Origin of the sequence: Ochrobactrum sp. RH2CCR150 (assembly GCA_014138095.1) — a bacterium.
GTDB classification, from domain to species: Bacteria; Pseudomonadota; Alphaproteobacteria; order Rhizobiales; family Rhizobiaceae; genus Brucella; species Brucella gambitense.
Map to the genome: position 1 here is coordinate 1 of JACGXE010000027.1, position 25,153 is coordinate 25,153.

Genomic DNA, 25,153 nt, shown 5'->3' on the forward strand with positions numbered 1-25,153 from the left:
AGCCAGACAGTGAAGTTTACTGGTGAACCCGCCCCGCGAGCGGCCAAGAGCGCGTCGATGAATCCCCCTTTTCCGCCCGCTGCCGAAATATGGGCCCGAACTGTGGTGCTATCGATGCTGTAGTGGCCGCTGTCAGCCATGATCTCAGCGAGCGTGATCGAAACAGCCTCCCAGACCCCGGCTTCGCTCCAGCGCCGAAAGCGTCGATAGATCGTATTCCAATTGCCGTATTTGGGTGGGACATCCCGCCACGGCGTACCGCAACGAAGTCTCCAAAGTATGCCGTTGATGATTGCTCGATTTTGCTCCGGACGACGCCCCCGTCCCCGATTGACGGCTTCAATCGGAAGCAAATCCTTCAAAACACGCCATTCGGATTCGCTCAGATCGCCTCGGCTCATGACTGCCTCCAAAAAGCAGTCTTGAATCAAGCTTCGATCAATTCGTCAACCAATTCGTCCACGCCGCCTAGTTGTTTGGTCCCAGCATGTGATGGTGTAAAATTGTCACCGACACAGCGGAGGGAGTTATGGGCCAAATTCTCCACGGCAGCGCCAAGACCACGCACGCCATTCGAGCAGAACTACAGCGATCGAAAGCTTCGGCCGCGCAGCTCGCCGCGCGGTTCGGGATCAACGAGAAAACGGTCCTGAAGTGGCGCAAGAGGCGTTCCGTCGAAGATATGCCAATGGGTCCGAAAGAGCGCCGCAGTACGGTTCTGACACCTGTTGAAGAGGCTGCGATCGTAGCGCTGCGGGTCCAGGCACGGTTACCGTTGGACGATGTTTATATTGCGCTCAAGGATGTCATCCCGCATTTGACCCGTTCTTCGCTGCACCGGTGCCTGCAACGCCACGGCATATCTCGTTTGCCGAAAAGCGACCGGGAAAAGCCTAAAAAGTTCAAAGACTACGAGATTGGCTACTTCCACATTGACATTGCCGAGCTCCGCTATGAAGGCGGCAAAGGCTTTCTCTTTGTCGCGGTTGATCGGACCAGTAAGCTGGTGTTCGCACGTATCTATCGCAAAGCCACAAAACTGGCCGCAGCCGGGTTCCTCAAGTCATTGATTAGAACCGTGCCTTACAGGATCCATACAATCCTGACGGATAATGGCGTGCAATTTGTTCAGCGGGAGCAAGGTACAAGCCTCACTTTCCCACACATCTTTGGGCGGGTGGCTTTTGAAAACGACATTGAGCACCGGCTGACAAAACCATATCATCCGTGGACTAACGGTCAGGCGGAGCGGATGGTGCGGACGATCAAGGAAGCGACCGTCAAATCCTTTCACTACAGCTCGATCAACGAAATGCGCCGGCATGTGCGTGATTGGCTGACTGCATACAACTTTGCCAAGCAACTCAAAGCCAGAGGCTTTTATCGTCAAACCGCACCATCACATGCTGGGACCAAACACCTAGTCAAATTAAATTTTCTCCTCCAAAAGGAGGACAGACGTTGGTGTTTTCGTGAAGCACATTGCTCAATCTTTCAATTGCCGGAGGAAAATCGGTGTCTTTTTCCCGCTCAGTTGCTGTTGAAGCAAATTTCTTCAAGAAACGTGTCTCCCCACTTTCGCTTGGTGCTGGAACCGGTCGAGCGATGGCTCATCACGGAGAAATACTTCAAGGGGTTTTCTCTGACGATGCGGGAGGCCTACACAGAGCATTGATTACGCTGCCGTGTCCGGCGTTGGAATCCGTGGTTACGTTTTGGCCTGAAAACGGAAATAAGATCCGCACGCGTCCAGCAGGTATGAGCAAAGCTGCCCGCGCGGCGCGCCTGACCTTGGACGCGTTGGGAAAACCGGACATGGCGGGATGCCTCACGATTGAAACGAACATACCGATCAGTCTAGGTTTTGGATCATCGACTGCGGACGTTGTCGCAGCAATAAGAGCGGTTTCAGTTGCTATGGGCGTTGAACTCCGACGCGCGCTTATATGTCGTTTGGCTGTGGCGGCTGAGACCGCTAGCGATTCTATCGTTTTTGGCGAGCATGCTGTTCTATTCGCCCACAGGGAAGGGCACGTCATGGAATTTTTCCCGGGCGAATATCCTCCCTTAATGGTTGTGGGTTTTATTTCGCCAGATGATCCACCCGTAGATACGTTAACGTTCGCACCTGCCCGTTACGATCGATCCGAGATCGAGAGCTTCCGGGTGCTCCGTGGTCTTGCCCGCAAGGCGGTCCTTGACCAGGATGTCGGCTTGCTTGGCCGTGTCGCAACAGCAAGTGCCCGGATAAATCAACAACATCTCCCGAAAAGGCATTTTGATGATCTTCTCAAGATCGGGGAAAATAGCAACGCACTCGGCGTGCAGGTCGCCCACAGTGGAAACCTGATGGGCCTTCTGATGGATGCCAATGATCCGGAAGTTGATTTAAAGATTGGCGCAGCAGTGGAGGCGGCGGCCGAGTTGGGATTTGCGGGCCTTCATCAGTTCTCCGTCAACAACGACGTCGAGATTCTCGGGGCGGTGTCATGAATTCGGTGTCTTTTCTTCATGATTACGAAACACCCCAGATGATTGAGTTGAAGCCGAATTTCTATTTGGCTCAATTTCGTTTGATGAAACTGCTGCCGGCCCACTACATACTGAATCGTGCAGAGGAAAATGGTTTTCTAAAGCCCAGCGGTCATATCGTTGAGACGAGTTCAGGAACGTTTGCATTGGCATTGGCGATGCTCTCTACGATTCGTGGTTATCGCCTTACAATTGTTAGCGCGACAAGTCTTATGGATCGTTCATTCAAGGAACGGCTCGAGCAGCTTGGCGCTGTGGTGAGGTTGGTTGACGATCCTAGCCGAACAGGCAATCAGGACGGTCGTCTCGCTGAATTACATCGCGTGCTTGCCGAGACACCGGAGGCTTTCTGGCCCAAACAATACGACAACCCTGACAATCCGGCGGCCTATTCGCGTCTTGCGGAGGTCATTGTAGATCATCTAGGTCAAGTTGATTGTCTGGTCGGGTGTGTCGGTTCCGGCGGATCGCTTTGCGGCGCGACGCATTATCTGCGTCGGATTTATCCAGATATGCGTGCGGTGGCGGTTGATACGAACAATAGTGTTCTCTTCGGACAAGAAGCCGGGCCGCGCCTGTTACGCGGACTTGGAAACAGTATTTTGCCCAAAAACCTCGATCACGGGTTAATCGACGAAGTGCATTGGGTGGGAGGCTTACAGGCCTTTGCTGCTACACGCGAACTTTTTCGAACCCATGCAATCTTTGTCGGCCCCTCCGGCGGAGCTTCTGCCCTCGTTGGAAATTGGTACGCAAGTAGCGAGCCCTGTAAAACCATAGTCGCCATTACGGCTGACGAAGGTTACCGATACCAGTCGACTATTTATTCCGACGACTGGCTGAATAGCCAAATGGGCTGGCCGACTAGAATAGAACCACATCCGCGGAAGCTGTCAGAAGTTAGATCAGATGGGGAAGAAGCGTGGACTTATATGGACTGGGCGCGGCGATCCACGCATTAGCTCTGATCGACAGGCATGCAAGATCTGAATGCAACCCCTGGACCTTTAGCCACGCCTCCTTGTTCTAGAAACTCGATCCCCTGGTCCTCCAGCACAGCAATCACGCGCGCAACAGTTTCTTCTGAGACAAGTCCCGCATGATTTGGCTTACCTTCGATCCGGCGTAAGGTAATCAGCGGAATTCCTGCGATCTCACACAGTTGGGCCTGTGAGATACCAAGCATGGTTCGGCCAGCCTTGATGAGGGTTTTCATGTTCGGTCCTGATAACTTTTTATCAAAAGACACTTGTTCGCGATGATGGTCTAGTGATATAAAGTTATCAGTTGAGGGAATTGCTGAGCATCGGTGAGGCGCAAAGCATGTCTGATGAAAGCCAAACACGAGACCCAATCTTTGAACAGTTAATTGTCCGATATCTGATATTCCGATCTGACTGGTATCGCACGGCGGCGGGCACCGGAGATCTAATCTCAAAAGGTGAAAGCTTTGAGAAAATGGAGGCGGCAAGTCTTTCCGTTCTACGCTATTCATGTCTGACGCTTGATTCTATTCATCGCAAGATATCTATCGTTCTTGAATTGCCTGAACTTTACATGATGTTAAAAGAAGACGAGTATTTTGGAGAAGATCTGTTACGTCGTTTTCTTTTTTCACTTATCGAGAAGTGAATTAGGAGAGTGGAGGCAAGGAAAAAAGCAATACGAAGAAAATTATCTGCACTCTTTCGATCGTCGTAATTGTTGTACTTATTTTCAAAAACAACGCGACATCCGAGGGGTATTGCATTAAAGTGAACATAAGGCAGTGACGCGCTGCCTTGGGGCGTCGAAACCCTTGTTAGTGGTTGGTGTTGGCCGTTACAGCACCGCACTCCTTGACCTTCTGGTCGGGGAGCCTGTGGCATATGCAACAGGCCTCCGGCTAAAGGCCACAGGGCCGCCTAACACGGTTTCGAACTCCCCGATCACCAAGGGGTCAATGAGCATTGAAGCGGGGGCGTACCGCGGATGCTTCAATTGGAAACCGTGAACATGGCTTTTACCAAACATGAAGCCGCGCATGGCTTTACCTTCTATACCTACACCTATGGAGACAATCTGCGACACTGCGCGCGGCAGTTTTACGGATCACAAGATGAGGCACGAGAGGATCTCGTAGACTTCCGAACGTCTTTGATAAAAGATCAGGATCGAGATCAACCAATACCGGACATGAAGATCGTTCGGCTTCGCACTCGACCCGTAACCCAAAAGACCCTGATTGATCTCTTTAACGGAATGCACGGCGATTTGGGCGGCTTTATAAAGTCCCGCGAGATTGTTGAAGTGGTCACCGAGCCGCAACTTGCATCTCGGCGTTAACATTTTCGGAAGTATTTGAACACAGTTCGGCGGCTGATGCTGTTCGAATGGACCCTTGGGGTCCATTTATCCATGGGCCGGCGCGCTTGAGGGCCTTCGGTTGACGCTCTGGATACGGCCTTGAACAAAGGGCATTTCTTAGGCAACAACGCCTAGCACAGGTTTGCCATATGTGAGGCCATTCACCTTCTCCGCGATCCCACGCGCGTCGATACCGAAGTGCCGATATAGATCACCAATCTTTCCTGTCTGCCCAAAATGCTCGACGCCCAGCGGAATTGTCTTATGGCCTGTAACCGAACCAAGCCAGGACAAGGTCGCGGGATATCCATCGATGACCGTGACGAGTTTGCAGTGTGTGGGGACGTCTTTCATCAGTGTTTCGACGTAGCACTCAGCTTGAGCGAGGCCGCGGGCACGAGCACGTTGCGCAGCGGTCCAGCCCGCGTGAAGCCGGTCCGCAGATGTTATTGCCAACACACCAATATCGCGACGACTCTCACCGATGATACCGGCAGCTTTGATAGCCTCGGGCGCGATCACACCCTGATAGGCGATGACCACTTCGCAATTTGGTCCAGGTTCACGCAGCCAATAGGCGCCATCAACCGTGCCCTGTCGGAACCTCTCATCCAGTCGCTTGGCCGGTTGCTCGATTGGGTTGGTTGAAAGCCGTAGATAGACCGACCCACCGGTTTCATCTCTTAACCAAGTCCTCTCATCTGGGTCGCCGCTTCCGTCTCTCTGCATGTAGTCGAAAGCCCATGTCATGATAACCGCAAGTTCGTCTGCGAATGCAGGCTCAAAAGCAGCAAGTCCATCCTGGGACATCCCAATCAAAGGAGATCCAATCGATTGGTGTGCACCACCCTCAGGCGCCAAGGTGACACCAGAGGGCGTTCCGACGATCATGAATCGTGCATCCTGATAGCAGGCGTAGTTCAAAGCATCGAGGCCGCGCGCAACGAATGGGTCATAGACCGTGCCGATGGGCAACAACCGCTTGCCGAAAAGTGAATGTGATAGGCCGGCTGCACCCAGTAGTAGGAAAAGGTTCATTTCCGCAATGCCCAATTCGATGTGCTGGCCAGCCGGTGTAAATTCCCATTTTGCGGTTGAAGGTATTTTCTGATCAATGAAAGTGTCAGGACGCTTTTCGCGTGCAAACAGTTTTCGACGGTTGACCCACGCTCCGAGATTAGTCGTTCCCGTCACGTCCGGTGACATCGTTACAATTCGCGCTGCGAGTTCCGAATCTGTCTTCGATAATTCATCCAGTATTTTGCCGAAGGCCGTCTGCGTTGAGATTTCTCGTTCGTTACCTGCTGGGATCGCGGGAACCGCGATGCGAGCATCACGGTAACGGCGCTGGCCGTTGGCAAAAAATGGAACGGCGTCGAGGAAATCCTGCAGCTTTTGTGGGTCTGCAACGGTTTCCCATTTATCCCATTCCTTCCCTTCCGGAATACCCATAAACGCTTGCCACTCGGCCATTTGGGCCTTGGTCATGAGGCCACCATGATTGTCTTTATGCCCGGCAATGGGCGTACCCCATCCCTTTATTGTGTATGCGAGAAAGCAAACCGGTCGGTTGTGATCGATCGCGGCGAATGTATCCGCCATGGTGCTCACGCAATTGCCGCCAAGATTTTCCATCAGTTCGGCAAGTTCAACATCGTTGCGCCGCTCGATCAGCGCGGTGACATCCCCCTGGTCGCCGAGATTGTTCATGAGATGTTTGCGCCATACGGCGCCACCCATGAAGGTGAGCGCGGAATAAAGCTGATTTGGACAGTTATCGATCCATTCGCGAAGGCGTTCGCCGCCCGGCTCGTTAAATGCTGCGCGTTGCAGCACACCATACTTAATCTTGACAATATCCCAGCCAAAAGCCTCGAAGATATCTTCGATCCGCCGGAACAAACCTTCTTGGACGATTCCGTCTAGCGATTGTCTATTATAATCAATAATCCACCAAGTGTTGCGTAAGTCGTGTTTCCAGCCCTCCTGTAGACATTCGTAGACGTTGCCTTCATCCAATTCGGCATCCCCAACCAATGCGATCATACGGCCGAGGTCCAGGTCGTTGCTCCAGCTTTTTGCAGCGATATAGTCTTGTATCATCGACGCAAAAGAAGTGATAGCGACACCCAGCCCCACCGACCCTGTCGAGAAATCGACATCATCAATATCTTTGGTGCGACTGGGATAGCTCTGTACTCCGTGGAAACCGCGAAAGTTTTCCATGTTCTGTCGCGTTTGGTTGCCCATGAGGTACTGAATTGAGTGAAATATTGGTGACGCATGCGGTTTAACGGCAACGCGATCTTGCGCACGCAGCGCAGAAAAATAAAGTGCGGTCATGATCGACACTAGAGAGGCCGACGACGCCTGATGTCCTCCCACTTTAATTCCATCCTCCTTTGGGCGGATGTGGTTTGCGTGATGGATCATCCAATGTGACAGCCACAGCAGCCGTCGTTCGATCGTCTTGAGATATTCGTGCTTCATATTCGCTCTCTCATTGCGGTCACATATGATTGGCTTGCAGAATATGGGCCGCGCTTAATTGAGTTGGGAACGTGGTTGAGTGCTCGAAGATGCCGCGACGCCTTCTTTGCTATCACGGCATATTTTTCAGGAGGGGCGACGGACGAGCCAGCCCCCGATGTTCTTGAGCAAAGGTACGATCAGGATAGTCAGCGTGAATAGGATCAGACAGATGCTGATCGGGCTCTCGACGAAAATCAACGGGCTGCCTTCGCCGAGAATAAGGCTCTGCCGTAGATTTTCCTCAAGAAGGGAGCCAAGCAGAAATGCCAGCAGAAGAGGCGCCATATCGAAGCCAGCCCTACGTAATCCATAGGCTACAAATCCACATCCGATCACGACGCCGACGTCGAACATGCTATTGCTCAGGCTGAACGCCCCTATCACGCAAAACAAGACGATAAGTGGAGCCAGGACTGTCTGAGGAACTTTTAGCAAAAGGACAAAAATGCGGATCAGAGGGACGTTGAGTACGACGAGCATGGCGTTTCCGATCAACATGCTGGCGACGATACCCCAGAAAAGTTGTGGATGCTCGGTGATAATCTGCGGCCCGGGGACGACATTTTGCATCAGGAGCGCTCCCATGATGATGCCGATTACTGCATTGGCAGGAATGCCGAGACATAGCATAGGAATGAAGCTCGCCTGTGCAGCAGCATTGTTGGCACTTTCTGGCCCAGCGACGCCTTCTATCGCCCCTTTGCCAAACCGCTCAGGTGAGCGGGAGAGTTTTTTCTCCATGAGGTAACTTGCAAATCCGGCGACGAGTGCACCGCCACCGGGCAGCAGGCCTAGGAAAAAACCGAGAATTGTGCCGCGCGCGATTGGTCCGCCTGAGGCTTTCCAGTCGTCACGATTCGGCAGAAGGTCGCGTAGCCGATAAGAGGGCATTTTAGTTGTTTCGTGCGCTTCTTTGCGCTGGATGAGCGTCAAAACCTCGCTCATTCCAAACAGACCCATGGCCAGTATGGCGATGTTGAAACCGTCGCGCAGATAGCTGATTTCAAAGGTGAATCGCTCTTGCCCAGAAATTAGATCGACGCCGACAGTTGAAAGAAGAAGACCCAGCGCCACCATCGTCCACGCACGGATACGCGGTCCTTCACCAACGCTTGCGGCAAGCACGAGACCCAACAGGACAATTGCTGACTTCTCGACAGGCCCGAATGCGAGTGCAACTGTTGTGAAGGCTGGCCCAACGATTGCGATTGCCAGTGTTGCGGAAATTCCTGCAATAAAACTCCCAAATGCACTGATGCCTAGCGCAGCACCGGCTCGGCCTTGTTTGGCCATCGGATAGCCGTCAAAGCACGTCATCACGCTTGAGGCCTCTCCGGGAACCCGCATTAGGACGGAGGTTATAGAACCACCATATTGCGATCCGTAATAGATACCAGCAAGCAGGATAATTGCGCTTGTTTGGTCGAGTGCCATGGTAATGGGCAATAACAAGCTGACCGTTGCCGATGGACCCAGACCAGGAAGGACACCTACGGCCGTACCCAATGCTGCGCCCAAAAAAGCCACGGCGATATTGGTTGGCTCGAGCGCAATGCCGAGGCCCATGATGAGTTGGGAAAGAGAATCCAGCATCACAGTATCCAGACGCCATGTGGTAGGGGAACGGAGAGAAGGATTTCAAAAAGAAGCCAGGTTGCTATAGCCACGGCGGCTGCAAAAAATCCCGATATTTGCCACCTTATCCGTTCAATGAACAGAAAAACCCCTGCGAGGAATAAAAACGCGGCCGCTACAAAGCCGAGAAATTCCAGAAAGACGCAGAAAAGAGCCAGTGCTACGCAATAGGCGACGACACGTTGAATCTCGATTGGATCTTCGCTGGACGAAATTTGCATTGTGCAAAGCAAACTGGTGACAATCAGTAGCAGAGAAGCCAGAAATGGAAACAGTCCCGCTGCGGGCTCCCCATTCTCCCAAAGATGCATACTCAAGCCGCTCGCCGCAGCACCGAGCCCGATTGTAGATAGCGTGTAGGGAACAAAACGAGACGGGTTCATAGGTGTGCCCCCATTTCGTCAATCTGATGCCCGATACTGGTGTATCCTTCCTTGACCATGCGTGTGAATTCTTCGCTCTTCTGGAACAACGTATAACCATTAATCAGCTTCAAAAAATCAGCATACATTGGGCTTGCCACCATTTCCTCAATGGCTTCCTCCCACCAGGAGACGATTTCAGAAGACAGTCCTGCGGGGCCGAACAGGCCATACGATGCTGGGACTGCGATAGGATAGCCCCGTTCTGCAAAACTCACGATGCCTTCTGGGCTCGCTTTCGGGTTTGGACTGGTTTCGGCCAATAGTTGCACCGATCCGGCTGCCAAATGGGGGCCGAAATCTGATGACACGACCATGTCGATGTGACCGCCAAGAAGTGCGGTCACGGCATCGGCACCTCCCCGAAAGGGGACGAATGTTGCTGTCGCTTTCTCCTGGCGAAACGCTGCATCGGTCGCAATATGAGCAAGCCCTCGCGGTGCCGCGGTCGCCCATTTCAGCTTTGACGGGTTCTTGCGACAAAAATCCAGCAATTGGTCCCAAGTCTCGTAGGGACTATCTTTGCGTACGAAACAGGGCACGGAGATGCCTGCATAGCTCGCAATAAAGGTGAAGTCTTTTGTAGTATCGTAAGGTACGTTCTGCAGATGAGGTGCAACCAGTACCGGACTGGCCGAATATAGCGACAATATTGAGCCATCGGGTGATGCTCTGCGAACCTGGTCGGTTGCGATTGTCCCTCCCGCACCCGGATGGAAATCCGGCATGGCAACGAGACCACGATTCTGTTTTACGTAATTTGTCACGACACGAGACGCGATATCGCCCGCACCACCTGCTGCAAAACCGACGATCAGCATTGGATTATTGGCGGGGTAAGCTTTCGAAGCTGACCATGCCAAATGTGGGCCTGATCCAATAAATAAGGCCGTCATGGCCAGAAATTCCCGTCGTCTCATGTTCGTTCCCTTTCAATTTAATTGTTGGGCGACTTGCGTATGAGTAATTCCTTGCTAGTTGGCGAAATGCCTGAAGGCATCATCGATGCTGGTGAATCGTGGGAGAACCTTGCTTGAAACAGATTTGTCGATGTCTTTCAGGCCGGAGGCGGTGACAATCGCGACGACACTTTCGTCTTCTCGGATTATGTTTTGATGCCGCGCTGTCGCAACAGCAGCCACAGGCATCACGGAGGAAAGCTCAAGGAATGTGCCCTCAGTGGCGGCTATTCGCTCTTGAAACGCAATCAGGCCGTCATTGCTGACTGGAACGGCGATGCCGTTTGAAGCGCGTAGTGCATTGAGAGCTTGATACGTGCTCCGTGTTGCTCCGACTGATATGGCGAGTGCGTTGAAAGAAGCGGGCATGTCGGGGATTAGATCAACTTCCGTTTCAAGCGCTTGTGCGAGAGAGCCATGCGCTTCCGCCGCGAGAAGCCTCGGCATCCGGGATATCATTCCACATGTCATCAACTCACGAAAACCGAGCCAGGCACCCGCAATTGCGTCTCCGTAGCAGACCGGAAAAGCACACCAGTCTGGCACGTTCCCTTGAAACTGTTCGATAATTTCGTAGGCGAGGGTTTTGTAACCCTCGATGCCGATCGGATGGCTGCCAACAACTGGATGCCTATAAGGTGATGTCACAAACCAGCCATAGCGTTGGACGCCCTCGGCAAGAAATGGCCAGCGGTCCTGCTTGTTTTCAAAGGGTACGATTTTTGCGCCATACTTTTGGATTTGCGAGAGCATGGGACCCGCAGAACCGGCAATGGTCGCAACGACGCATTCTAAGCCCGCACGCGCGGCATAGGCCGCCAGCGATGCGCCAGCATTTCCGCTTGAACTCGTCGCGACGACGGGTGCACCTGCCTCTACTGCGGCCGTAACTGCTACGGTTGAGAACCGATCCTTGTGTGACCAGGTCGGATTGTAGCCCTCATTCTTGATGAAAAAGTGGGGCACGGCGATTGCGGCCCCAATCCGTTCAGAGCGAAGGAGTGGCGTTAAACCTTCACCAAGCGAGATTGCTCGACTTTCATCGAAAGGGAGCCTTTCAGAATAACGCCAAAGCGACGGTAGATCGAACCTTCCCTTGTTTATGAATGTTGCCGGAAATGGCGCGCGATAAAAAACTCTCAAATTTGAAGGAGCGGTGTCCAGACATGAAGGGCAACCGCGTGAATCGATTGGCATATCGATTGGAAATTCGCTGCCGCATCGATAACAGGAATATGCTACTATCTGGTGTGTCATCACAGCACCATAAGACTGTCGCCATTGTTGGTCAGCATTTCCGCGCCGGTCGAACGGACGACGAGCATGTCCTCGACTTGAAGGCCAACATGTCCCAATTCGTAATAGGGCGTCTCGATACAGAGAACCATTCCCTCTTCGAGAATATCGCCGCTGCCGGCAGAAAGAAGCGGAATATCATATCCATCCAGGCCGATTCCGTGCCCAACGTGACTGCGTTGGTAGTGAGGAATGCCCTCCTTGCGGACCGTATCGACAACAATGTCAAAAATTTTCGACGCTACAATGCCAGGACGAACTTGCTCTATGCCGCGCTGAACGCCACGATTCAAAGCGTTGTATTTGGTTTGAATGTCCTGTGATGGTTCGCCGAAGCTAACATTTCGTGCAATGTCTGCGCGATAATGCTTAAAATGGCCCCCGACATCGAAGCGGATTATGTCACCGTCTTCAAGACGACGATCCGAAGGCTGAACGTTCATGAGCGCGCTACGCTCTCCAAAGCCGATGCACCCCAAAACAGGAAAACCATCTTCCACAATCGTTCGGCAATGAAACGCTCTGGCAAAATCGCGTTCTGTCACGCCAACGCCTGCGATAGCGAGCGCCGCCGTAATGGATCTTTCGGTGATCGCGCCAATGGTCGCGAGACGCTCAATTTCTTCTGTGGTTTTGATGGCGCGTATCCATCTAAATATTGCTGCGGCAGTAATCCAGGTGACGTCGGGCAACTTGCCTTGAAGTTTTTCCATGTCACCGGGCAGCAGTCCGACTTCATCGATACCGATGCGCGCCTTAGTCAATTTCAGTGAACGGATTTCCGCCACAAGAGCATCGAGCGCATTGCCCTCGTCGGGCTGTTTGAAGAGCTTTTCCTGTCTCAAGCTTACAGTGTCGAGTTTCGCAGATGGCTCTATGTCGACGGTGAAAGAACCAAACCGGCGAACTTTTGTTTGCACATCCTGATCAGCAAGAAGATCAAGTGTAGATGTTCCTGTTATGACAATTGAAGACGGGGTAGTGGATTCCGATGTGAGAAGCGCAAAGGCCTGTGGGCCGCGCCTGATCCACTGTGGCAGACACCAAAATCCGCTTGAGTATAGAACGTTTTCTGGCGAGGTGGCCACGATAGCGGCCAGGTCATGCTTCGTCATCATGGCGTGGAGACGCTCTTCATGTAACAACATTAGGTATCTCTTCCTCCTCTGAAATGTACTTTCCGTCGAAGCCTAATCCAGTCGATACGCGGTGCGCAGCTGCAGTGACGCTTCGTGCAACATCGCCGATTTTAACTTTTGGATAGACCGCGCGTGGAAATGCGATGCTGAGAGCAGCTGTTACAAAGCCGGCAGCATCATAGATCGGAGCGCCAACCGAGATGACGCCCTCGAGGTTTTCCGAGATGGCCGTGGCATAGCCGAGCGAGCGGCTAAGACGCAGTTGCTCGACCAATTTATCCACTTCCACGACTGTTCGTTCGGTGAGGCGCTTGAGCGGTTCGCGGCCAAGTAACTCCGAAATCATCGTGTCGCTCATACCGAACAGCAACGCTTTGCCGAGTGCGGTCGAGTGGAGCATCATCGCTTCACCGGGATGAGCTCGAATAACGACCGGGCTGTCGGACTGTACGGCAAGCACATAGATGCCGACTAATCCTCGCCTGACGCCGAGGAAGCCGTTGAAACAGCCTCCGGCCGCTAGCTCCTTGAGTTCCTTTTCCGCGAGCACCAACAGCCGATCTCGTTGGAAAACATGTTGCGCGAGCCCAAGCACTGCATAGCCGATCTGATAGCGGCGACCATTTTCCTGTTCCACATATCCTTGCGCGGCCAATGTGTTCAGGAGCCTTTGGGCGACAGACGGGGTCAATTCTAGTCGTCGAGCAATTTCTCGGACCCCCAGTGGTTCAGGAGTGTCCTTGAGCAAGCCGAGGATTAGCAAACCTTTTTCTAGTGAGAGATTGTTACTCATCAAGTGTTCCTATTATAAGAACAGCGTTCCATTTAATGAACATTAAAGTCCTCGGATCGTCTCGGTGTCAAGCAGAATGTTCACTATAGTGTGTCGTCATATAATGTACGCCCCTGCGACCGTCGCGGCATGGATATACGCTCGGTCATTGGACTCAACGTTCTCAGAATCCGGCGGGAACGCCGTTTGACACAAGAAGAACTGGCGTTCCGCTTGACCTCGACGCGCGCTTATATAAGTGGGTTGGAGGCGGGTAAGCGTAACCCGACTATTTTGACGCTCGTACAGCTTTCTGAGGCGCTTGGTGTCGACCTCGATGATCTTCTGCGCCGTAATCAAAAGATTGATAAATAATAGAAAATCTATGAAGCCGTGTTGTTTTTTTCTTTGGTTGGTACGTTCCGGTCAATGAGACGCTCGGCGCTGATCTGCATGGCCAAGGAAAGAGCTTCGATCGTATCGAGAGTGGGCGAGCACTCCTCACGCTCAAGCTTGCCAATGAAATTTCGGTCAAGGCCAGCGAACTCGGCCAGACGTTCCTGGGTGAGGCCGGATTGCTGGCGATAAAGTCGCAAATTTCGGGCAAAAATAGCGGTTAATCTCATAATCAATAGCAATCCAGATAACGCTTTGTGTGGCCACCTATTATAGTAATCAAACGCTTCTGCTGGACTTGCAATCGCGCTGTTTCGGACGGTAATTCTAATAAGTAGAAAGATCGATATTCGACCGAATAAAATTGGAAATTTTTCTTTTTTACTGCGGTTAAATAAAAAGATGAACGGCTGAACACATCCAGTCGGTTCGGCTTCAATATCATTCGTCCAGTTTGAGGCGCAAAAGTTGCAAAGTGACGGAAGATATAGGCTCTTTTCTCGAAGAGTACTGACCGAGCAGGAGAGAAATGTGCTTTACTGGACGGCAGAGGGAAAAACACAATGGGAAATTTCAGTTATACTAGGCATCGCGGAAACAACAGTAAAAACTCATCTAAAAAATTCGCGTATCAAGCTAGAGGCCTCGAACAAGACACACACGGTTGTCAAAGCCATTCGCCAGTCTGAGCTTCCGCTCTTCGACAGGCTACATTGGTTGACCATTGAAGATAAGCAAGCATCTGCGATCGATAGCAAGGATGATTTGAACGCAAGAACGGGCTTACGAGGACCAAGTCGGGGTGTCAGTCGCCCCCATCTGGAAAAAATCCTTCAAAAAGTCGACGAGTGGATTAAGGAGGCTCATACCCCAGTGGAACTTTTTGCTGCGTTGGATCGAGGCTGTACGGTTCTCGGGTTCGATGCAGTCATGCTTTCATGTCATAAGTCGACCAAAGAGGCACTATTGCTTGATCCTACTTACTCCACCATCCCGCTGGATGTCATGAGGGAATATAAGCGCCAGAACTGGATTGAGAACGACGTCCTTCTACCACACATCATTGGGGGCAGCCGCGCATTCATCTGGGACAGCACATTCGATCGGTATCGAGATCCTCGTGGTCAGGGGTTTCTCCAGTTTCTAAAACAATTCCGATTGGCAACGGGGATCTTAGTCCCACTCGAAGATGAAGAGGGGTTTAAGAGTTTCGTGTCGTTGCATGCATATTTTCAGACGCAATTTGATTTCAACCTGATTAATGCAGTCGAGACGTTTGGGAAAAATGCGAAGAAAAAGGCAGATGAATTAGGAATATAGTCGGCTTTACGAATGATCCAGCTATTCATCATTGGAAAGGGATATCCCATGCAGGAAACGAATGTGGAAGCCTTTATCCATTCACTGGATCCAGCGAGGGTCTCCGAAAAAATAGAAGAAAAGGTGAGGCCCTTGTGCAGTTCGGTATTCCACGCAGGATGTGCGACTTTTTACTCCCTACCCGGTGGCAAAGCCGCAATCAAAACCGCAGATAGCGGCATCATAGTTTGGGTTTCGGCGCGAAACATGCTCGATTTCTATGGTATTTTGACGGTCCTTTCCGGTTACATTTCCTTGGTAACATCTACTTTGACCGAGATCCATTGGCAGCCGGCAAACGAAACTCCCTTTCAAGAAACGGTAAAGACCCGTTAAGAACTGCGGATTGAAATCGACAGCAATTCTCTTGAAGGGGATCGGCAGATCGTGCGATGTTCAACGCTAATAATAATTGTATTAGTCAGACTGTAGAGCGAATTTGTGAAAATACCTCGGGCGAAAACTGGAATTGCCGAGCTGTGCCTCTCCCCATAGAGTTCTTGCCCAGCGTCTGTGTGAGTATGCCGCGCTGCACCAGAGCGGCCATCGTCTCAATGACACCCCCGCGCGTCATTCCGGTGCAGTTCATCACGCTTGCAAGGGTCAATGGTTCATGGGTTTGATGCATCATGTAGAGGATGTTTACCAGTCCGATCTGTTTGATGCGAGACTGCGATGTTTCACCCACAAGCGGCTTTTCGAGAATTTCACGAACAGCGAATGCCGCCAGGGCTTCACTTTGAAATCGATTACTTAGGAAGCTTGTCATCGTTTTTATCACTTTGTAGCTGGACGCGTGAATGCTGATAGTAATACGGTCGAGTATATTTAGATTGGACGTACGGTTTCTTCTTGCTAAATTTTCCCACCCGAGACATTGAACGTGCCGCCAAAGTGAAGCGCTTATGTCCATAGGAAGCCATCGCACTGCGGGCAATTTCGCCGAGATCAAGCATGCGGCCACAAAATGTCAAGCTTCAAGCGACTGCTCGACTTCGGCGCCAACATGGCTGCCCGGTTCTCGGATGTCAGCTGGGATATTATGGGCGGTCGCTTCAAAATTGTTATTACTTCCGAACCGTCTGGCCAATAAAACCAATTCGCTCACCCACCGATCCTTCTCTAATCGATTCTATTGTCGCGGCTTGTCTTTTTTGGTTGGCAGCGGCCTTGCGGATCGCATAAGCAACGGGAAGCAGGTTCTGAGAGTACTTGCAATTGTTGCAAGCCTTTTATGAACCGGTCCTGCATAAAGGGAGGCCATAATGGCGAAGTGGGTGTACACATTCGGCGACGGCAAGGCAGAGGGCGCTGCGAGTGATCGCAATCTCCTCGGCGGCAAAGGAGCGAACCTGGCTGAGATGAGTAGCCTTGGTCTGCCCGTACCGCCCGGCTTTACGATCACCACCGAGGTCTGCACCTATTATTACGACCACGACCGCAATTATCCGTCCGAACTGGACGAGCAGGTGCGTTCAGCGCTTTCCCATATCGCCAGGGTAACTGGTCGCAATTTCGGCGATGCCGACAAGCCGTTGCTCGTGTCGGTTCGTTCCGGCGCGCGGGCATCCATGCCCGGCATGATGGATACGGTGCTCAATCTCGGCCTCAATGATGAGACCGTGCAGGCCATCGCCCGGGAAGCCGGTGACGAGCGTTTCGCCTATGACAGCTACCGTCGTTTCATCCAGATGTATTCGGATGTGGTGCTGGGCGTCGATCATGGTTTCTTCGAAGAAATTCTTGAAGACAAGAAGGACGATCTCGCTGTCGATGTCGACACGGCGCTGACGGCCGAAGACTGGAAAGATGTCATCTCGCTCTACAAGGCCAAGGTCGAGGAAGAGCTGGGTCAGCCTTTCCCGCAGGACCCGCACGAGCAGCTCTGGGGCGCCATCGGCGCAGTTTTCTCCAGCTGGATGAATGCGCGCGCTATCACCTATCGCCGCTTACACAGCATTCCGGCGGCCTGGGGCACGGCGGTCAATGTGCAGGCCATGGTGTTTGGCAATATGGGCGAGACCTCCGCCACGGGCGTGGCCTTCACCCGCAACCCGTCGACCGGCGAGAAGAAGCTTTACGGCGAATTCCTCGTCAATGCGCAGGGCGAAGACGTGGTGGCAGGCATTCGCACGCCACAGAACATCACCGAGGAAGCGCGTATCGCTGCCGGTTCCGACAAGCCGTCACTTGAAAAGGTGATGCCGGAAGCCTTTGCCGAGTTCCTGAAAGTCGCGGACCGTCTGGAACAGCATTATCGCGACATGCAGGATCTGGAATTCACCATCGAGCGCGGCAAGCTCTGGATGCTTCAAACCCGTTCCGGCAAGCGCACCGCCAAGGCTGCTTTGAAGATGGCGGTCGAAATGGCTGGTGAAGGGCTGATCACCGAAGAAGAGGCCGTGCTGCGTATCGATCCGGCAGCGCTGGATCAGCTGTTGCACCCGACCATCGATCCTCGTGCCGAGCGCCAGATTGTGGGGCAGGGCCTGCCTGCCTCGCCGGGTGCTGCGACAGGTGAAATCGTCTTCTCGTCGGAAGATGCCGAACAGGCAAAATCGGAAGGCCGCAAGGTCATTCTGGTCCGTATCGAGACCAGCCCGGAAGACATTCACGGCATGCATGCGGCAGAAGGCATTCTGACCACACGCGGCGGCATGACCAGCCATGCGGCGGTCGTGGCGCGCGGCATGGGCAAACCTTGCGTTTCGGGTGCAGGTTCACTGCGCGTCGATTATCGCAACGGCACCATGCTGGCTGCCGGGCAGACTTTCAAGAAGGGTGATGTCGTCACCATTGACGGTTCGAGCGGGCAGGTGCTGAAAGGCGCAGTGGCCATGCTTCAACCCGAGCTTTCCGGCGATTTCGGCCAGCTGATGGAATGGGCCGACCGCCAGCGCCGCATGAAGGTGCGCGCCAATGCGGAAACCCCTGCCGATGCCCGTACGGCGCGGTCTTTCGGCGCGGAAGGCATTGGCCTTTGCCGCACCGAGCATATGTTCTTTGACGGAAGCCGTATCGTTGCGATGCGTGAAATGATCCTCTCCGACAATGAAGAGGGCCGCCGCGCAGCGCTGACCAAGCTTTTGCCGATGCAGCGTTCGGACTTTGCCGAGCTGTTCGAAATCATGAAGGGACTGCCGGTCACGATCCGTCTGCTCGATCCGCCGCTGCATGAATTCCTGCCGCATACGGATGAGGAAGTTGCCGAAGTGGCCAGCTCCATGGGCGTGGATGCAGTGAAGCTGCGCGAGCGTGCCGAAAGCCTGCACGAGTTTAACCCCATGCTCGGCCATCGCGGCTGCCGTCTGGCAATTTCCTACCCGGAAATTGCGGAAATGCAGGCGCGGGCGATTTTCGAGGCTGCCGTTGAAGCAGGCAAGAAGACCGGCGAGCCAGTCGTGCCGGAAGTCATGGTGCCGCTGGTCGGCCTCAAGGCGGAGCTGGATTTCGTCAAGGGACGCATTGATGCCGTGGCGCAGGACGTCATGAAGGAAGCGGGCGTCAAGATCGACTATATGGTCGGCACGATGATCGAACTGCCGCGTGCCGCCCTGCGGGCAGCAGAAATTGCCGAAACGGCAGAGTTCTTCTCGTTCGGCACCAACGACCTGACCCAGACCACTTTCGGCATTTCGCGTGATGATGCGGCAGGCTTCCTCACCACCTATCAGCAGCGCGGTGTGGTGGAGCAGGATCCGTTCGTGTCGCTCGATGTGGATGGCGTGGGCGAACTGGTGCAGATCGCTGCCGAACGCGGACGCAAGACGCGCGACAAGATCAAGCTCGGCATTTGCGGCGAGCATGGCGGCGATCCATCGTCGATTGCTTTCTGCGAAAAGACCGGGCTCGATTATGTCTCCTGCTCGCCGTTCCGCGTGCCGATTGCCCGGCTGGCAGCGGCACAGGCCGCAGTGCGCAAGGCGTAACATCAAAGAAAGCGCCCCGGAGAAATAGGGGCGCTTTTGCGGCAAAATCAGTAGGAAATCAGCCTGACGGGCTGGTTTCCGCACTTGCAGTGAGCAGGGAAAGTATCCATAATCCAAATGGTTAGCGTGCCGGTCTGCTGTAAGCGGAGCGGCCCACTGGACAATATTACCCGACGTATTAAAATCCTTCGAAATTTACACTTTCAGAAGAACGGGCCATGCGTCGTTTCATTTCTGCGGCGGGGGCCGCGCTTTTTTTCATGTGCAGCGCGGCAGGCGCTGTCGAGGTTTCACCGCAGGATGCGGCAAAGCCGGAAAAGATTCGTATTGTCGAACCGCAGCTGCGCATAGCGCGGGGCGGGTTTGCTGCGCCGCAAGTGGCGCTGACGCTCGATGCCTGTATGGGCAAGACGGATCACCGCATTCTCGATACGCTGGTCAAGGAGCGCATTCCCGCCACGATTTTTGTGACGGGGCGCTGGTTGAAACAGAATCCCGAAGCTTTTGCTGTGATGAAGGCCAATCCCGATCTGTTCGCGATTGAAGACCACGGCGCCATGCATATTCCGGCTATCACCAATGCGCCGACCATGTATGGCATCAAGACCGCAGGGTCGCTGGATGCCGTTCGCTCGGAAATTGAGGGCGGATCGACCGCAATTGTCGGGGCTGGTGCGCCAAAGCCGCAATTTTATCGCGATGCCACGGCTCGCTATTCAACCGACGCCGTGGCGTTGGCCACAAGCCTTGGCTACAAGATCGGCGGTTATTCGCTGAATGGCGATCAGGGCGCTTCGCTGCTGGCGCCGACAGTGGCGCGGCGGATTTCGGCAGCGCGCGACGGCGATGTGATCATCTCGCATGTCAATCAGCCGACACGCTCGGCAGGCGAGGGCGTTGCCAAGGGCATAGTGGCATTGAAGGCAAAGGGCATGAAATTTGTGCTGCTGCGCGATGTCGAAACGTCGATGACGCTGAACCCGGTGCCTGAGCATAATCTTCAGGCTGGTGTTCCGGCAGCGAAAAAGCCTGTCGCGGAAAAGGTGAAAGCGAAGGTGGATACGGGGAAATAGTGCATCTGGCCAAATGGACCCATTTGGCTTTGCACATATGCGCTTCGATCAGCCGCCGTTCGTCTGTTCTTTGGGTGACAGGCTTTTCATGACGGCGGCATAGTTGCGGCCAAGGCTTTCGAAAAGGGCATTCTCGCCTTTTGGCGGTTCGACAGACAATGTTGTGCCGTCATTGCGCAGCGTGACAAAAATCACCTGATCCTGCGGCTGACCCGCAATGGCGATTGCGCCGATGCGCTGGGCTTCGCTTGTGTCGAGTGCCGGCATGTTGAAAAGAACTTCGCCGCCGACACGTTCCGCAGCCTTGGCAAGTGCTGCGTCGAACCCCTCGATCAGCACATCAATAGCGCCGAGCGCAAACTCCAGCTCGACGGCCTCGAGCGTCATCGTGCTCGCTTCAAGACTCGTCTGGGCGCTTTCTTCGGCGCTGCCCGACTGGGTCGTGGTGCCAATCCCGTGGGCACTGTTTTCAGGCGCGTGGTTCATTCCGTCCTCTCCGACGAATCCGAAAAAGCCCCCTAATAATTGATCATGCCCTTCATTAGAAGTTGCTGCAATGCTCTTTTGATTGATTTACCTCGCTTTTTTCTGTTAGGCGGCAATAATGATCCGGAAGTGGCTTACACTTCATGCGTTTTCAGTGTGGCTTGATCGCGTATTGCGTGTGCCTTTTTGGCCAGTAAAGACGAATATGCACGACTGTACAGCTGGATGTTTTGCCGGGGTTGAATCTCTCTGCTATTCATAAGCATGGCTGAATGTTGTGGCCGTTTTGGGATTCTGACGTTTTGGTTTTCACGCACATCTGATCCGAAAACCGCTTTGCACTTTTCGGGATGTGCTTCTAGGAATCTGTATGAGAAAACTTCGCTATCAGCGGCGGCAGTCGCGTTCTGCGGTCTGGGCCTTGCGGTTTGGTGTCTTTGCCGCCGTGCTGCTGGTATTAGCTTTTCTGCTGCACCGCTTCTGGAAGCTCGAAACGCCTGATTTTGTTCTGGCCGCCGGATTGAGCGGCGTTCTTGCCCTGCTGGCGCTGCTTTGCGCAGCCAAGGGTTTTCGCAATCTCTGGGTCAATGGCGACAAGGGCGGGGCGCGGTCTTTCACGGGCTGCATGTTTGCCTGCATCGTGCTGGTGCCGCTTGGCTTGCTGGGCGTTCTCTGGATCAGCTCGCCAGCGCTCTATGATATCTCGACCGATTTCGATACACCGCCGCAGTTTCCCACCAATATGCCGCATCGCCTGCAATGGATGAACCCGCTGACGCCGACAGTCAGCGGCGATGCGCTGACGCAGCTCACCGCCTATCCCGATGTGCTGGGCCGCCGCTATGATGCAGCGCCCGACCGCGTGGCGCAGGGCGTGCAAACCGTATTGAAGAGTTTCGGCTGGCAGGTGATCGCCAAGGATGCGCCGTCGCCGGAGGAGAGCGCTACCCGTTTTGTGGCGACCGCGCATAGTTTCATTCTCGGCCTCAAAAGCGATATCGTCATCCGGCTGCTGGATGAAGGCGAAACCACCTATGTCGATATCCGCTCGCTCTCGCGCTACGGCAAGCGCGATATGGGGCAGAACGCGGCCTTTATCACCGATTTTCTAGGAAGCCTGGAAGGCGAAGTGAACAAGGCGCCTGCCGATGTTGAATAGGGCGGCTTAAGCTGGCTGGTAGATGCCGTCGAGCGATGGGTCTCCATCGGTCACGATCTCACCGCGCCCGACCAGATCTTCCAGATGCGCCAGCACCGAAAGGGCTGCTGCGCCATGCAGGCGCGGATCGGTATCGCGATAGATCGCTCTCACCATGTCGCCTATGGTGCGGTCGCCCTGAATGATCCGCTCGAAAATGGCGCGTTCGCGCATTTTGCGGTGGGCACGCAACCCGCGTACAAAGGCTGCGGGCTTGGTCACTGCGCCACCATGGCCGGGCAAGTAGACATGATCTTCCCGGGCCAGCAGTTTTTCGAGCGAGGCCATATAATCGCTCATCGAGCCGTCCGGCGGTGCCACGATGGAGGTTGCCCAAGCCATCACATGATCGGCTGAAAACAGGATATCTGTGCCTTTCAGCCCGAAAGCCATGTGGTTCGCGGCATGGCCCGGTGTGTGGAGGCCCTCCAGCGCCCAACCATCGCCTTCGACGGTTCCTCCATCTGCGAGCACAATATCGGGCGCGAAATCCGTGTCGGCGCTGGCTCCAAGCGCATTGACCTCACCCGCATGATAGGGGCGGGCAGGCCGGTGCGGGCCTTCGGCGACCGTCTTCGCGCCAAGCTCGTTCTTGAGCCGCTCGGCCAGCGGCGAGTGATCGCGATGGGTGTGGCTGACAAAAATATGGCTGACAGGACGTCCCGCAATGGCGGCGAGCAAGGCACGATAATGAGCCTCATCGACGGGCCCCGGATCGATCACCGCAAGCGTGTCATGGCCGACAATATAGCTGTTGGTGCCATGAAAGGTGAAGGCGCTCGGATTGTTGACCGTCAGGCGGACAATCCCTTTACTTAGCTCAACCGGCTTCCCATATTCAGGAGAGAAACTGCTGTCGAAAACAAGCGCCATGGAAGTCACTTCCAATTTATCTGTGGTGTCATTGTCGAAACGGCATAGGACTTATATAGTCGGATTTCAAACGTTAACTGTCTGAGTGTCTGATCCAAAAGTCGCCATGCCGGGCTGCAAATGGTAATTTCTACGCTTCCGGTGCTCATGTACCCAAAAGTACATTCCGCTCCGGTTCTCGAAATCACCATTTTCGCCAAGACCTATCGCCTTTTCGATTCAGACACTGCAACGGCAAGTATCGCCAGACGGTTGTGCGTTCGAAATTCGGAAATCGTATTCATCACGTTCAGGAGTTGGATATGCCGCATAGAGCCAAGTCACGCGTCGCTACCGCATCGCTCGCCGCCGAATCTCGTCAAACCAAACAACTGGCCCGAATATTCTCGTTCATTTCGTTTGGCTTGATCGCGACGGCTCTCCTTGCTATTGCTTCCGGGGTGAAGGTTGATTTCATCTATATGATCATGTCGGTGCAGGCAGTTGCGCTCTTGGGCTTTTCAGCGCTCTACGGCTTTTCAAAGAAGAAGTGACACGCGCAACAGCGCATGATTGTCAAATCCATCTTCCAATGGCTGTGAAGGCCGGATGACGTCTGGCCTTTATTCATATCTCGTTGAAACTGCTTCGCGATTGACAAGTGGCGCCGGACGACGCTTTGTCATCCTCCTGTTCTGATTTGTGGGAGGCAAAGTTGAAGGTTGAGACGCTGGCGGTAGAGCCGCTGACCAAGCAGGCATTCGCACCTTTCGGTGATGTCATCGAGGTTGAAGGGGCGGAGCGACGTCTCATCAACAATGGTTCCACCGAGCGTTTTCATGATCTGGCCCGGGTTGAGGCAGATGGCACGGAAGCGCGCGTGCTGATCAATATTTTCCGCGGCCAGTCCTTTGAAGCGCCCATCGATATCGTCATGATGGAGCGTCATCCCTTCGGCTCGCAGGCCTTCATTCCGCTGGAACGGCGTCCGTTTCTGGTCGTGGTGGCCGAAGATGCGGATGGCAAGCCCGGGCGTCCGCGCGTTTTTCTTGCCAAGCCCGATCAGGGTGTCAACTATCTCAAGAATGTCTGGCATCATCCGCTTCTGGCGCTTGAGCAGAGATCGGATTTTCTCATCGTCGACCGTGCTGGCAAGGAGGATAATCTGGAAGAATATTTCTTCCCGGATGTCGTTTTCCGCATCCAGTCGGCAAAACCAGCCTGAAGTTTATCGAGGGGTAATATGGGTAGACTCTCCACGCACGTTCTCGACACAGCACATGGCAGCCCGGCTGCGGCAATGCGCATTGAGCTTTACCGGATCAGCAAGGGCGCACCGGAACTGATCAAGCGCGTTGTCAGCAATCTGGATGGCCGCACTGATGCCCCACTCCTGACCGGCGACGATATGCAGGTCGGTATCTACGAGTTGCAATTCCATGTGGCGGAGTATTTTGAAGGGCGCGGGGCCGATCAGGCCAATCCGCCATTCCTCGATCTCATTCCGATCCGGTTTGCCGTGGCGGATGTAGATGGGCATTATCACGTACCTCTGCTCGTCAGTCCGTGGTCCTATTCGACCTATCGCGGCAGTTGACCGGCACTTATCCCCGCGCGGTTCACCAAGACTAGGCTCCTCGCAGTATCACTCGAGGAGCCGAACATTGACGAAACACCCAATCTGAAACTTCCCTATATTCTGCCCAGTCAGGCGCAGAAGCATGTCACGCATAATGAAGCATTGCAGTTGCTGGATGCGGTCGTGAACCTCAGTGTGAAGTCGCGTACCCTGACCGCACCACCGACAACGCCTTCTGCCGGTGCGCGCTACATCGTAGCGTCGTCCGCGACCGGCGTTTGGTCGGGCAAGGAAGGTACAATCGCCTCGTTCATTGACGACGGCTGGCTGTTCATTCAACCCGCCATTGGCTGGCAGGCCTATATCAAAGCGGAAGCAAAGCTGCTGGTTTTCGACGGAGCGCTGTGAAATCCGGCAGGTGGCGGCGTGCCGGATACGGTTAATCGCTTTGCGGTTTCGTCGACGGCGAGCCTGTTCAACAATGCGGGCGCGGGACACCAGATCAAGCTCAACAAGCAGGCCGCGACCGATACCGCCAGCCTTGTGTTTCAGACTGGAATAGCCCCCTAATTGCCCGGACAGTTTCTGCCACTTAAATAAGTGATAGGACTACTGTTCACATTATGACTGGTAATAGCATTAAGATGG

At 53.9% G+C, this 25,153-nt stretch carries 27 protein-coding genes and 2 pseudogenes; 15 read left to right on the forward strand and 14 right to left on the reverse strand.

Translation table 11 applies throughout. The annotated features are described in order from the left end of the window. Window positions 1-401: IS5 family transposase (locus FHW03_RS25375; protein ID WP_377515750.1), on the reverse strand; the 401-nt coding region annotated here is incomplete at its 3' end. 128 nt (window positions 402-529) lie between these two features. Between FHW03_RS25375 and FHW03_RS25380 the strand changes: the two are divergent. The 3 genes and pseudogenes from FHW03_RS25380 to FHW03_RS25390 all read left to right on the forward strand — a co-directional run bounded on the left by FHW03_RS25380 (window position 530) and on the right by FHW03_RS25390 (window position 3,494). After that, window positions 530-1,424 (forward strand): annotated as a pseudogene (locus FHW03_RS25380) (IS481 family transposase). Window positions 1,425-1,758: 334 nt separating this feature from the next. After that, entirely contained in the window at window positions 1,759-2,493 is a 735-nt protein-coding gene (locus FHW03_RS25385) for a kinase (protein WP_377515762.1), read from the forward strand. Next, window positions 2,490-3,494 carry a PLP-dependent cysteine synthase family protein gene (locus tag FHW03_RS25390; RefSeq protein ID WP_182523200.1) on the forward strand — a complete coding sequence of 335 codons (1,005 nt, stop codon included), beginning with the start codon at window positions 2,490-2,492 and terminating at the stop codon, window positions 3,492-3,494. Before FHW03_RS25385 ends, FHW03_RS25390 begins: the two co-directional genes overlap by 4 nt. Here the strand turns inward: FHW03_RS25390 and FHW03_RS25395 are convergent. Continuing rightward, window positions 3,491-3,748: a helix-turn-helix transcriptional regulator gene (locus tag FHW03_RS25395; protein ID WP_182523201.1), complete on the reverse strand. Its 258-nt coding sequence runs from the start codon at window positions 3,746-3,748 to the stop codon at window positions 3,491-3,493. The genes FHW03_RS25390 and FHW03_RS25395 overlap by 4 nt on opposite strands. A 107-nt stretch (window positions 3,749-3,855) precedes the next feature. Here FHW03_RS25395 and FHW03_RS25400 point away from each other — a divergent pair, with 107 nt between their 5' ends. Together FHW03_RS25400 and FHW03_RS25405 are read left to right on the forward strand one after the other, a co-directional pair. Continuing rightward, window positions 3,856-4,164, forward strand: a complete 309-nt coding sequence (locus tag FHW03_RS25400) for a hypothetical protein (RefSeq protein WP_182523202.1) — start codon at window positions 3,856-3,858, stop codon at window positions 4,162-4,164. A 363-nt stretch (window positions 4,165-4,527) separates the two neighbouring features. Then, window positions 4,528-4,857 (forward strand): hypothetical protein, encoded by a 330-nt coding sequence (locus FHW03_RS25405; RefSeq protein ID WP_377515753.1) that lies wholly within the window; start codon window positions 4,528-4,530, stop codon window positions 4,855-4,857. A 138-nt stretch (window positions 4,858-4,995) separates the two neighbouring features. Here FHW03_RS25405 and FHW03_RS25410 read toward each other — a convergent pair whose 3' ends face one another. The 7 genes from FHW03_RS25410 to FHW03_RS25440 all read right to left on the reverse strand — a co-directional run bounded on the left by FHW03_RS25410 (window position 4,996) and on the right by FHW03_RS25440 (window position 13,654). Then, on the reverse strand, window positions 4,996-7,368 hold the full coding sequence (locus tag FHW03_RS25410; RefSeq protein ID WP_182523204.1) for a transketolase: 2,373 nt from the start codon (window positions 7,366-7,368) through the stop codon (window positions 4,996-4,998). A 126-nt stretch (window positions 7,369-7,494) separates the two neighbouring features. Further along, window positions 7,495-9,003: a tripartite tricarboxylate transporter permease gene (locus FHW03_RS25415; RefSeq protein ID WP_182523205.1), complete on the reverse strand. Its 1,509-nt coding sequence runs from the start codon at window positions 9,001-9,003 to the stop codon at window positions 7,495-7,497. After that, entirely contained in the window at window positions 9,003-9,428 is a 426-nt protein-coding gene (locus FHW03_RS25420) for a tripartite tricarboxylate transporter TctB family protein (RefSeq protein WP_182523206.1), read from the reverse strand. The genes FHW03_RS25415 and FHW03_RS25420 overlap by 1 nt, the downstream gene beginning before the upstream one ends. Then, a complete protein-coding gene (locus FHW03_RS25425; protein WP_182523207.1) occupies window positions 9,425-10,387 on the reverse strand; it encodes a tripartite tricarboxylate transporter substrate binding protein in 963 nt (320 codons plus the stop codon). Before FHW03_RS25425 ends, FHW03_RS25420 begins: the two co-directional genes overlap by 4 nt. 54 nt (window positions 10,388-10,441) lie before the next feature. Next, complete coding sequence (locus FHW03_RS25430; RefSeq protein ID WP_182523208.1) at window positions 10,442-11,683, reverse strand: pyridoxal-phosphate dependent enzyme; 1,242 nt, start codon at window positions 11,681-11,683, stop codon at window positions 10,442-10,444. Then, on the reverse strand, window positions 11,683-12,870 hold the full coding sequence (locus FHW03_RS25435) for a Xaa-Pro peptidase family protein (RefSeq protein WP_182523209.1): 1,188 nt from the start codon (window positions 12,868-12,870) through the stop codon (window positions 11,683-11,685). The genes FHW03_RS25430 and FHW03_RS25435 overlap by 1 nt, the downstream gene beginning before the upstream one ends. Then, window positions 12,857-13,654, reverse strand: coding sequence for an IclR family transcriptional regulator (locus tag FHW03_RS25440; protein ID WP_109368532.1), 798 nt, complete (start codon window positions 13,652-13,654; stop codon window positions 12,857-12,859). Before FHW03_RS25440 ends, FHW03_RS25435 begins: the two co-directional genes overlap by 14 nt. A 129-nt stretch (window positions 13,655-13,783) precedes the next feature. On the opposite strand from FHW03_RS25440, the gene FHW03_RS25445 reads away from it, so the two are divergent. Continuing rightward, on the forward strand, window positions 13,784-14,008 hold the full coding sequence (locus FHW03_RS25445) for a helix-turn-helix domain-containing protein (RefSeq protein WP_109368533.1): 225 nt from the start codon (window positions 13,784-13,786) through the stop codon (window positions 14,006-14,008). An 8-nt stretch (window positions 14,009-14,016) separates the two neighbouring features. Here FHW03_RS25445 and FHW03_RS25450 read toward each other — a convergent pair whose 3' ends face one another. Continuing rightward, window positions 14,017-14,259, reverse strand: coding sequence for a helix-turn-helix transcriptional regulator (locus FHW03_RS25450; protein WP_182523210.1), 243 nt, complete (start codon window positions 14,257-14,259; stop codon window positions 14,017-14,019). Between the two features lie 301 nt (window positions 14,260-14,560). Here FHW03_RS25450 and FHW03_RS25455 point away from each other — a divergent pair, with 301 nt between their 5' ends. Beyond that, on the forward strand, window positions 14,561-15,349 hold the full coding sequence (locus FHW03_RS25455; protein ID WP_377515756.1) for a LuxR C-terminal-related transcriptional regulator: 789 nt from the start codon (window positions 14,561-14,563) through the stop codon (window positions 15,347-15,349). Window positions 15,350-15,397: 48 nt separating this feature from the next. Continuing rightward, window positions 15,398-15,724, forward strand: a complete 327-nt coding sequence (locus FHW03_RS25460; protein ID WP_182523212.1) for a hypothetical protein — start codon at window positions 15,398-15,400, stop codon at window positions 15,722-15,724. Between the two features lie 85 nt (window positions 15,725-15,809). On the opposite strand, the gene FHW03_RS25465 is transcribed toward FHW03_RS25460, so the two are convergent. Both FHW03_RS25465 and FHW03_RS25470 read right to left on the reverse strand, forming a co-directional pair. Further along, a complete protein-coding gene (locus FHW03_RS25465; protein WP_182523213.1) occupies window positions 15,810-16,157 on the reverse strand; it encodes a transcriptional regulator in 348 nt (115 codons plus the stop codon). Window positions 16,158-16,358: 201 nt separating this feature from the next. After that, window positions 16,359-16,496 (reverse strand): hypothetical protein, encoded by a 138-nt coding sequence (locus FHW03_RS25470; protein WP_182523214.1) that lies wholly within the window; start codon window positions 16,494-16,496, stop codon window positions 16,359-16,361. A gap of 157 nt (window positions 16,497-16,653) precedes the next feature. On the opposite strand from FHW03_RS25470, the gene ppdK reads away from it, so the two are divergent. Continuing rightward, window positions 16,654-19,317, forward strand: a complete 2,664-nt coding sequence (ppdK, locus tag FHW03_RS25475) for a pyruvate, phosphate dikinase (protein WP_182523215.1) — start codon at window positions 16,654-16,656, stop codon at window positions 19,315-19,317. Window positions 19,318-19,535: 218 nt separating this feature from the next. After that, entirely contained in the window at window positions 19,536-20,390 is an 855-nt protein-coding gene (locus FHW03_RS25480; RefSeq protein WP_182523216.1) for a polysaccharide deacetylase family protein, read from the forward strand. Between the two features lie 48 nt (window positions 20,391-20,438). Here FHW03_RS25480 and FHW03_RS26185 read toward each other — a convergent pair whose 3' ends face one another. Continuing rightward, on the reverse strand, window positions 20,439-20,777 hold the full coding sequence (locus FHW03_RS26185; RefSeq protein ID WP_280992107.1) for a hypothetical protein: 339 nt from the start codon (window positions 20,775-20,777) through the stop codon (window positions 20,439-20,441). A 469-nt stretch (window positions 20,778-21,246) separates the two neighbouring features. On the opposite strand from FHW03_RS26185, the gene FHW03_RS25490 reads away from it, so the two are divergent. Beyond that, the gene (locus tag FHW03_RS25490; protein WP_182523217.1) at window positions 21,247-22,035 is read left to right on the forward strand and encodes a DUF1499 domain-containing protein; all 789 of its coding nucleotides are present in this window, start codon (window positions 21,247-21,249) and stop codon (window positions 22,033-22,035) included. A gap of 6 nt (window positions 22,036-22,041) precedes the next feature. Here the strand turns inward: FHW03_RS25490 and FHW03_RS25495 are convergent, their stop codons facing one another. Next, a complete protein-coding gene (locus tag FHW03_RS25495) occupies window positions 22,042-22,947 on the reverse strand; it encodes an MBL fold metallo-hydrolase (protein ID WP_182523218.1) in 906 nt (301 codons plus the stop codon). A 302-nt stretch (window positions 22,948-23,249) separates the two neighbouring features. Here FHW03_RS25495 and FHW03_RS25500 point away from each other — a divergent pair, with 302 nt between their 5' ends. The 4 genes and pseudogenes from FHW03_RS25500 to FHW03_RS25515 all read left to right on the forward strand — a co-directional run. Beyond that, complete coding sequence (locus FHW03_RS25500; RefSeq protein WP_182523219.1) at window positions 23,250-23,480, forward strand: hypothetical protein; 231 nt, start codon at window positions 23,250-23,252, stop codon at window positions 23,478-23,480. Between the two features lie 161 nt (window positions 23,481-23,641). Then, entirely contained in the window at window positions 23,642-24,151 is a 510-nt protein-coding gene (locus tag FHW03_RS25505) for an ureidoglycolate lyase (RefSeq protein WP_182523220.1), read from the forward strand. An 18-nt stretch (window positions 24,152-24,169) separates the two neighbouring features. Further along, window positions 24,170-24,523, forward strand: coding sequence for a hydroxyisourate hydrolase (gene uraH / locus FHW03_RS25510; protein WP_182523221.1), 354 nt, complete (start codon window positions 24,170-24,172; stop codon window positions 24,521-24,523). Window positions 24,524-24,589: 66 nt separating this feature from the next. Then, window positions 24,590-25,060, forward strand: a pseudogene (locus tag FHW03_RS25515) (DUF2793 domain-containing protein); the annotation flags it as partial. Between the last annotated feature and the right edge of the window lie 93 nt (window positions 25,061-25,153).

Excerpts from the sequence above, each read along its gene's own strand:
- FHW03_RS25385 (WP_377515762.1), top strand. The coding sequence starts at position 1,759 with ATGAGCAAAGCTGCCCGCGCGGCGCGCCTGACCTTGGACGCGTTGGGA.
- FHW03_RS25390 (WP_182523200.1), top strand. The coding sequence starts at position 2,490 with ATGAATTCGGTGTCTTTTCTTCATGATTACGAAACACCCCAGATGATT.
- FHW03_RS25395 (WP_182523201.1), bottom strand. The coding sequence starts at position 3,748 with ATGAAAACCCTCATCAAGGCTGGCCGAACCATGCTTGGTATCTCACAG.
- FHW03_RS25400 (WP_182523202.1), top strand. The coding sequence starts at position 3,856 with ATGTCTGATGAAAGCCAAACACGAGACCCAATCTTTGAACAGTTAATT.
- FHW03_RS25405 (WP_377515753.1), top strand. The coding sequence starts at position 4,528 with ATGGCTTTTACCAAACATGAAGCCGCGCATGGCTTTACCTTCTATACC.
- FHW03_RS25410 (WP_182523204.1), bottom strand. The coding sequence starts at position 7,368 with ATGAAGCACGAATATCTCAAGACGATCGAACGACGGCTGCTGTGGCTG.
- FHW03_RS25415 (WP_182523205.1), bottom strand. The coding sequence starts at position 9,003 with ATGCTGGATTCTCTTTCCCAACTCATCATGGGCCTCGGCATTGCGCTC.
- FHW03_RS25420 (WP_182523206.1), bottom strand. The coding sequence starts at position 9,428 with ATGAACCCGTCTCGTTTTGTTCCCTACACGCTATCTACAATCGGGCTC.
- FHW03_RS25425 (WP_182523207.1), bottom strand. The coding sequence starts at position 10,387 with ATGAGACGACGGGAATTTCTGGCCATGACGGCCTTATTTATTGGATCA.
- FHW03_RS25430 (WP_182523208.1), bottom strand. The coding sequence starts at position 11,683 with ATGACACACCAGATAGTAGCATATTCCTGTTATCGATGCGGCAGCGAA.
- FHW03_RS25435 (WP_182523209.1), bottom strand. The coding sequence starts at position 12,870 with ATGTTGTTACATGAAGAGCGTCTCCACGCCATGATGACGAAGCATGAC.
- FHW03_RS25440 (WP_109368532.1), bottom strand. The coding sequence starts at position 13,654 with ATGAGTAACAATCTCTCACTAGAAAAAGGTTTGCTAATCCTCGGCTTG.
- FHW03_RS25445 (WP_109368533.1), top strand. The coding sequence starts at position 13,784 with ATGGATATACGCTCGGTCATTGGACTCAACGTTCTCAGAATCCGGCGG.
- FHW03_RS25450 (WP_182523210.1), bottom strand. The coding sequence starts at position 14,259 with ATGAGATTAACCGCTATTTTTGCCCGAAATTTGCGACTTTATCGCCAG.
- FHW03_RS25460 (WP_182523212.1), top strand. The coding sequence starts at position 15,398 with ATGCAGGAAACGAATGTGGAAGCCTTTATCCATTCACTGGATCCAGCG.
- FHW03_RS25465 (WP_182523213.1), bottom strand. The coding sequence starts at position 16,157 with ATGACAAGCTTCCTAAGTAATCGATTTCAAAGTGAAGCCCTGGCGGCA.
- ppdK (WP_182523215.1), top strand. The coding sequence starts at position 16,654 with ATGGCGAAGTGGGTGTACACATTCGGCGACGGCAAGGCAGAGGGCGCT.
- FHW03_RS25480 (WP_182523216.1), top strand. The coding sequence starts at position 19,536 with ATGCGTCGTTTCATTTCTGCGGCGGGGGCCGCGCTTTTTTTCATGTGC.
- FHW03_RS26185 (WP_280992107.1), bottom strand. The coding sequence starts at position 20,777 with ATGACGCTCGAGGCCGTCGAGCTGGAGTTTGCGCTCGGCGCTATTGAT.
- FHW03_RS25490 (WP_182523217.1), top strand. The coding sequence starts at position 21,247 with ATGAGAAAACTTCGCTATCAGCGGCGGCAGTCGCGTTCTGCGGTCTGG.
- FHW03_RS25495 (WP_182523218.1), bottom strand. The coding sequence starts at position 22,947 with ATGGCGCTTGTTTTCGACAGCAGTTTCTCTCCTGAATATGGGAAGCCG.
- FHW03_RS25500 (WP_182523219.1), top strand. The coding sequence starts at position 23,250 with ATGCCGCATAGAGCCAAGTCACGCGTCGCTACCGCATCGCTCGCCGCC.
- uraH (WP_182523221.1), top strand. The coding sequence starts at position 24,170 with ATGGGTAGACTCTCCACGCACGTTCTCGACACAGCACATGGCAGCCCG.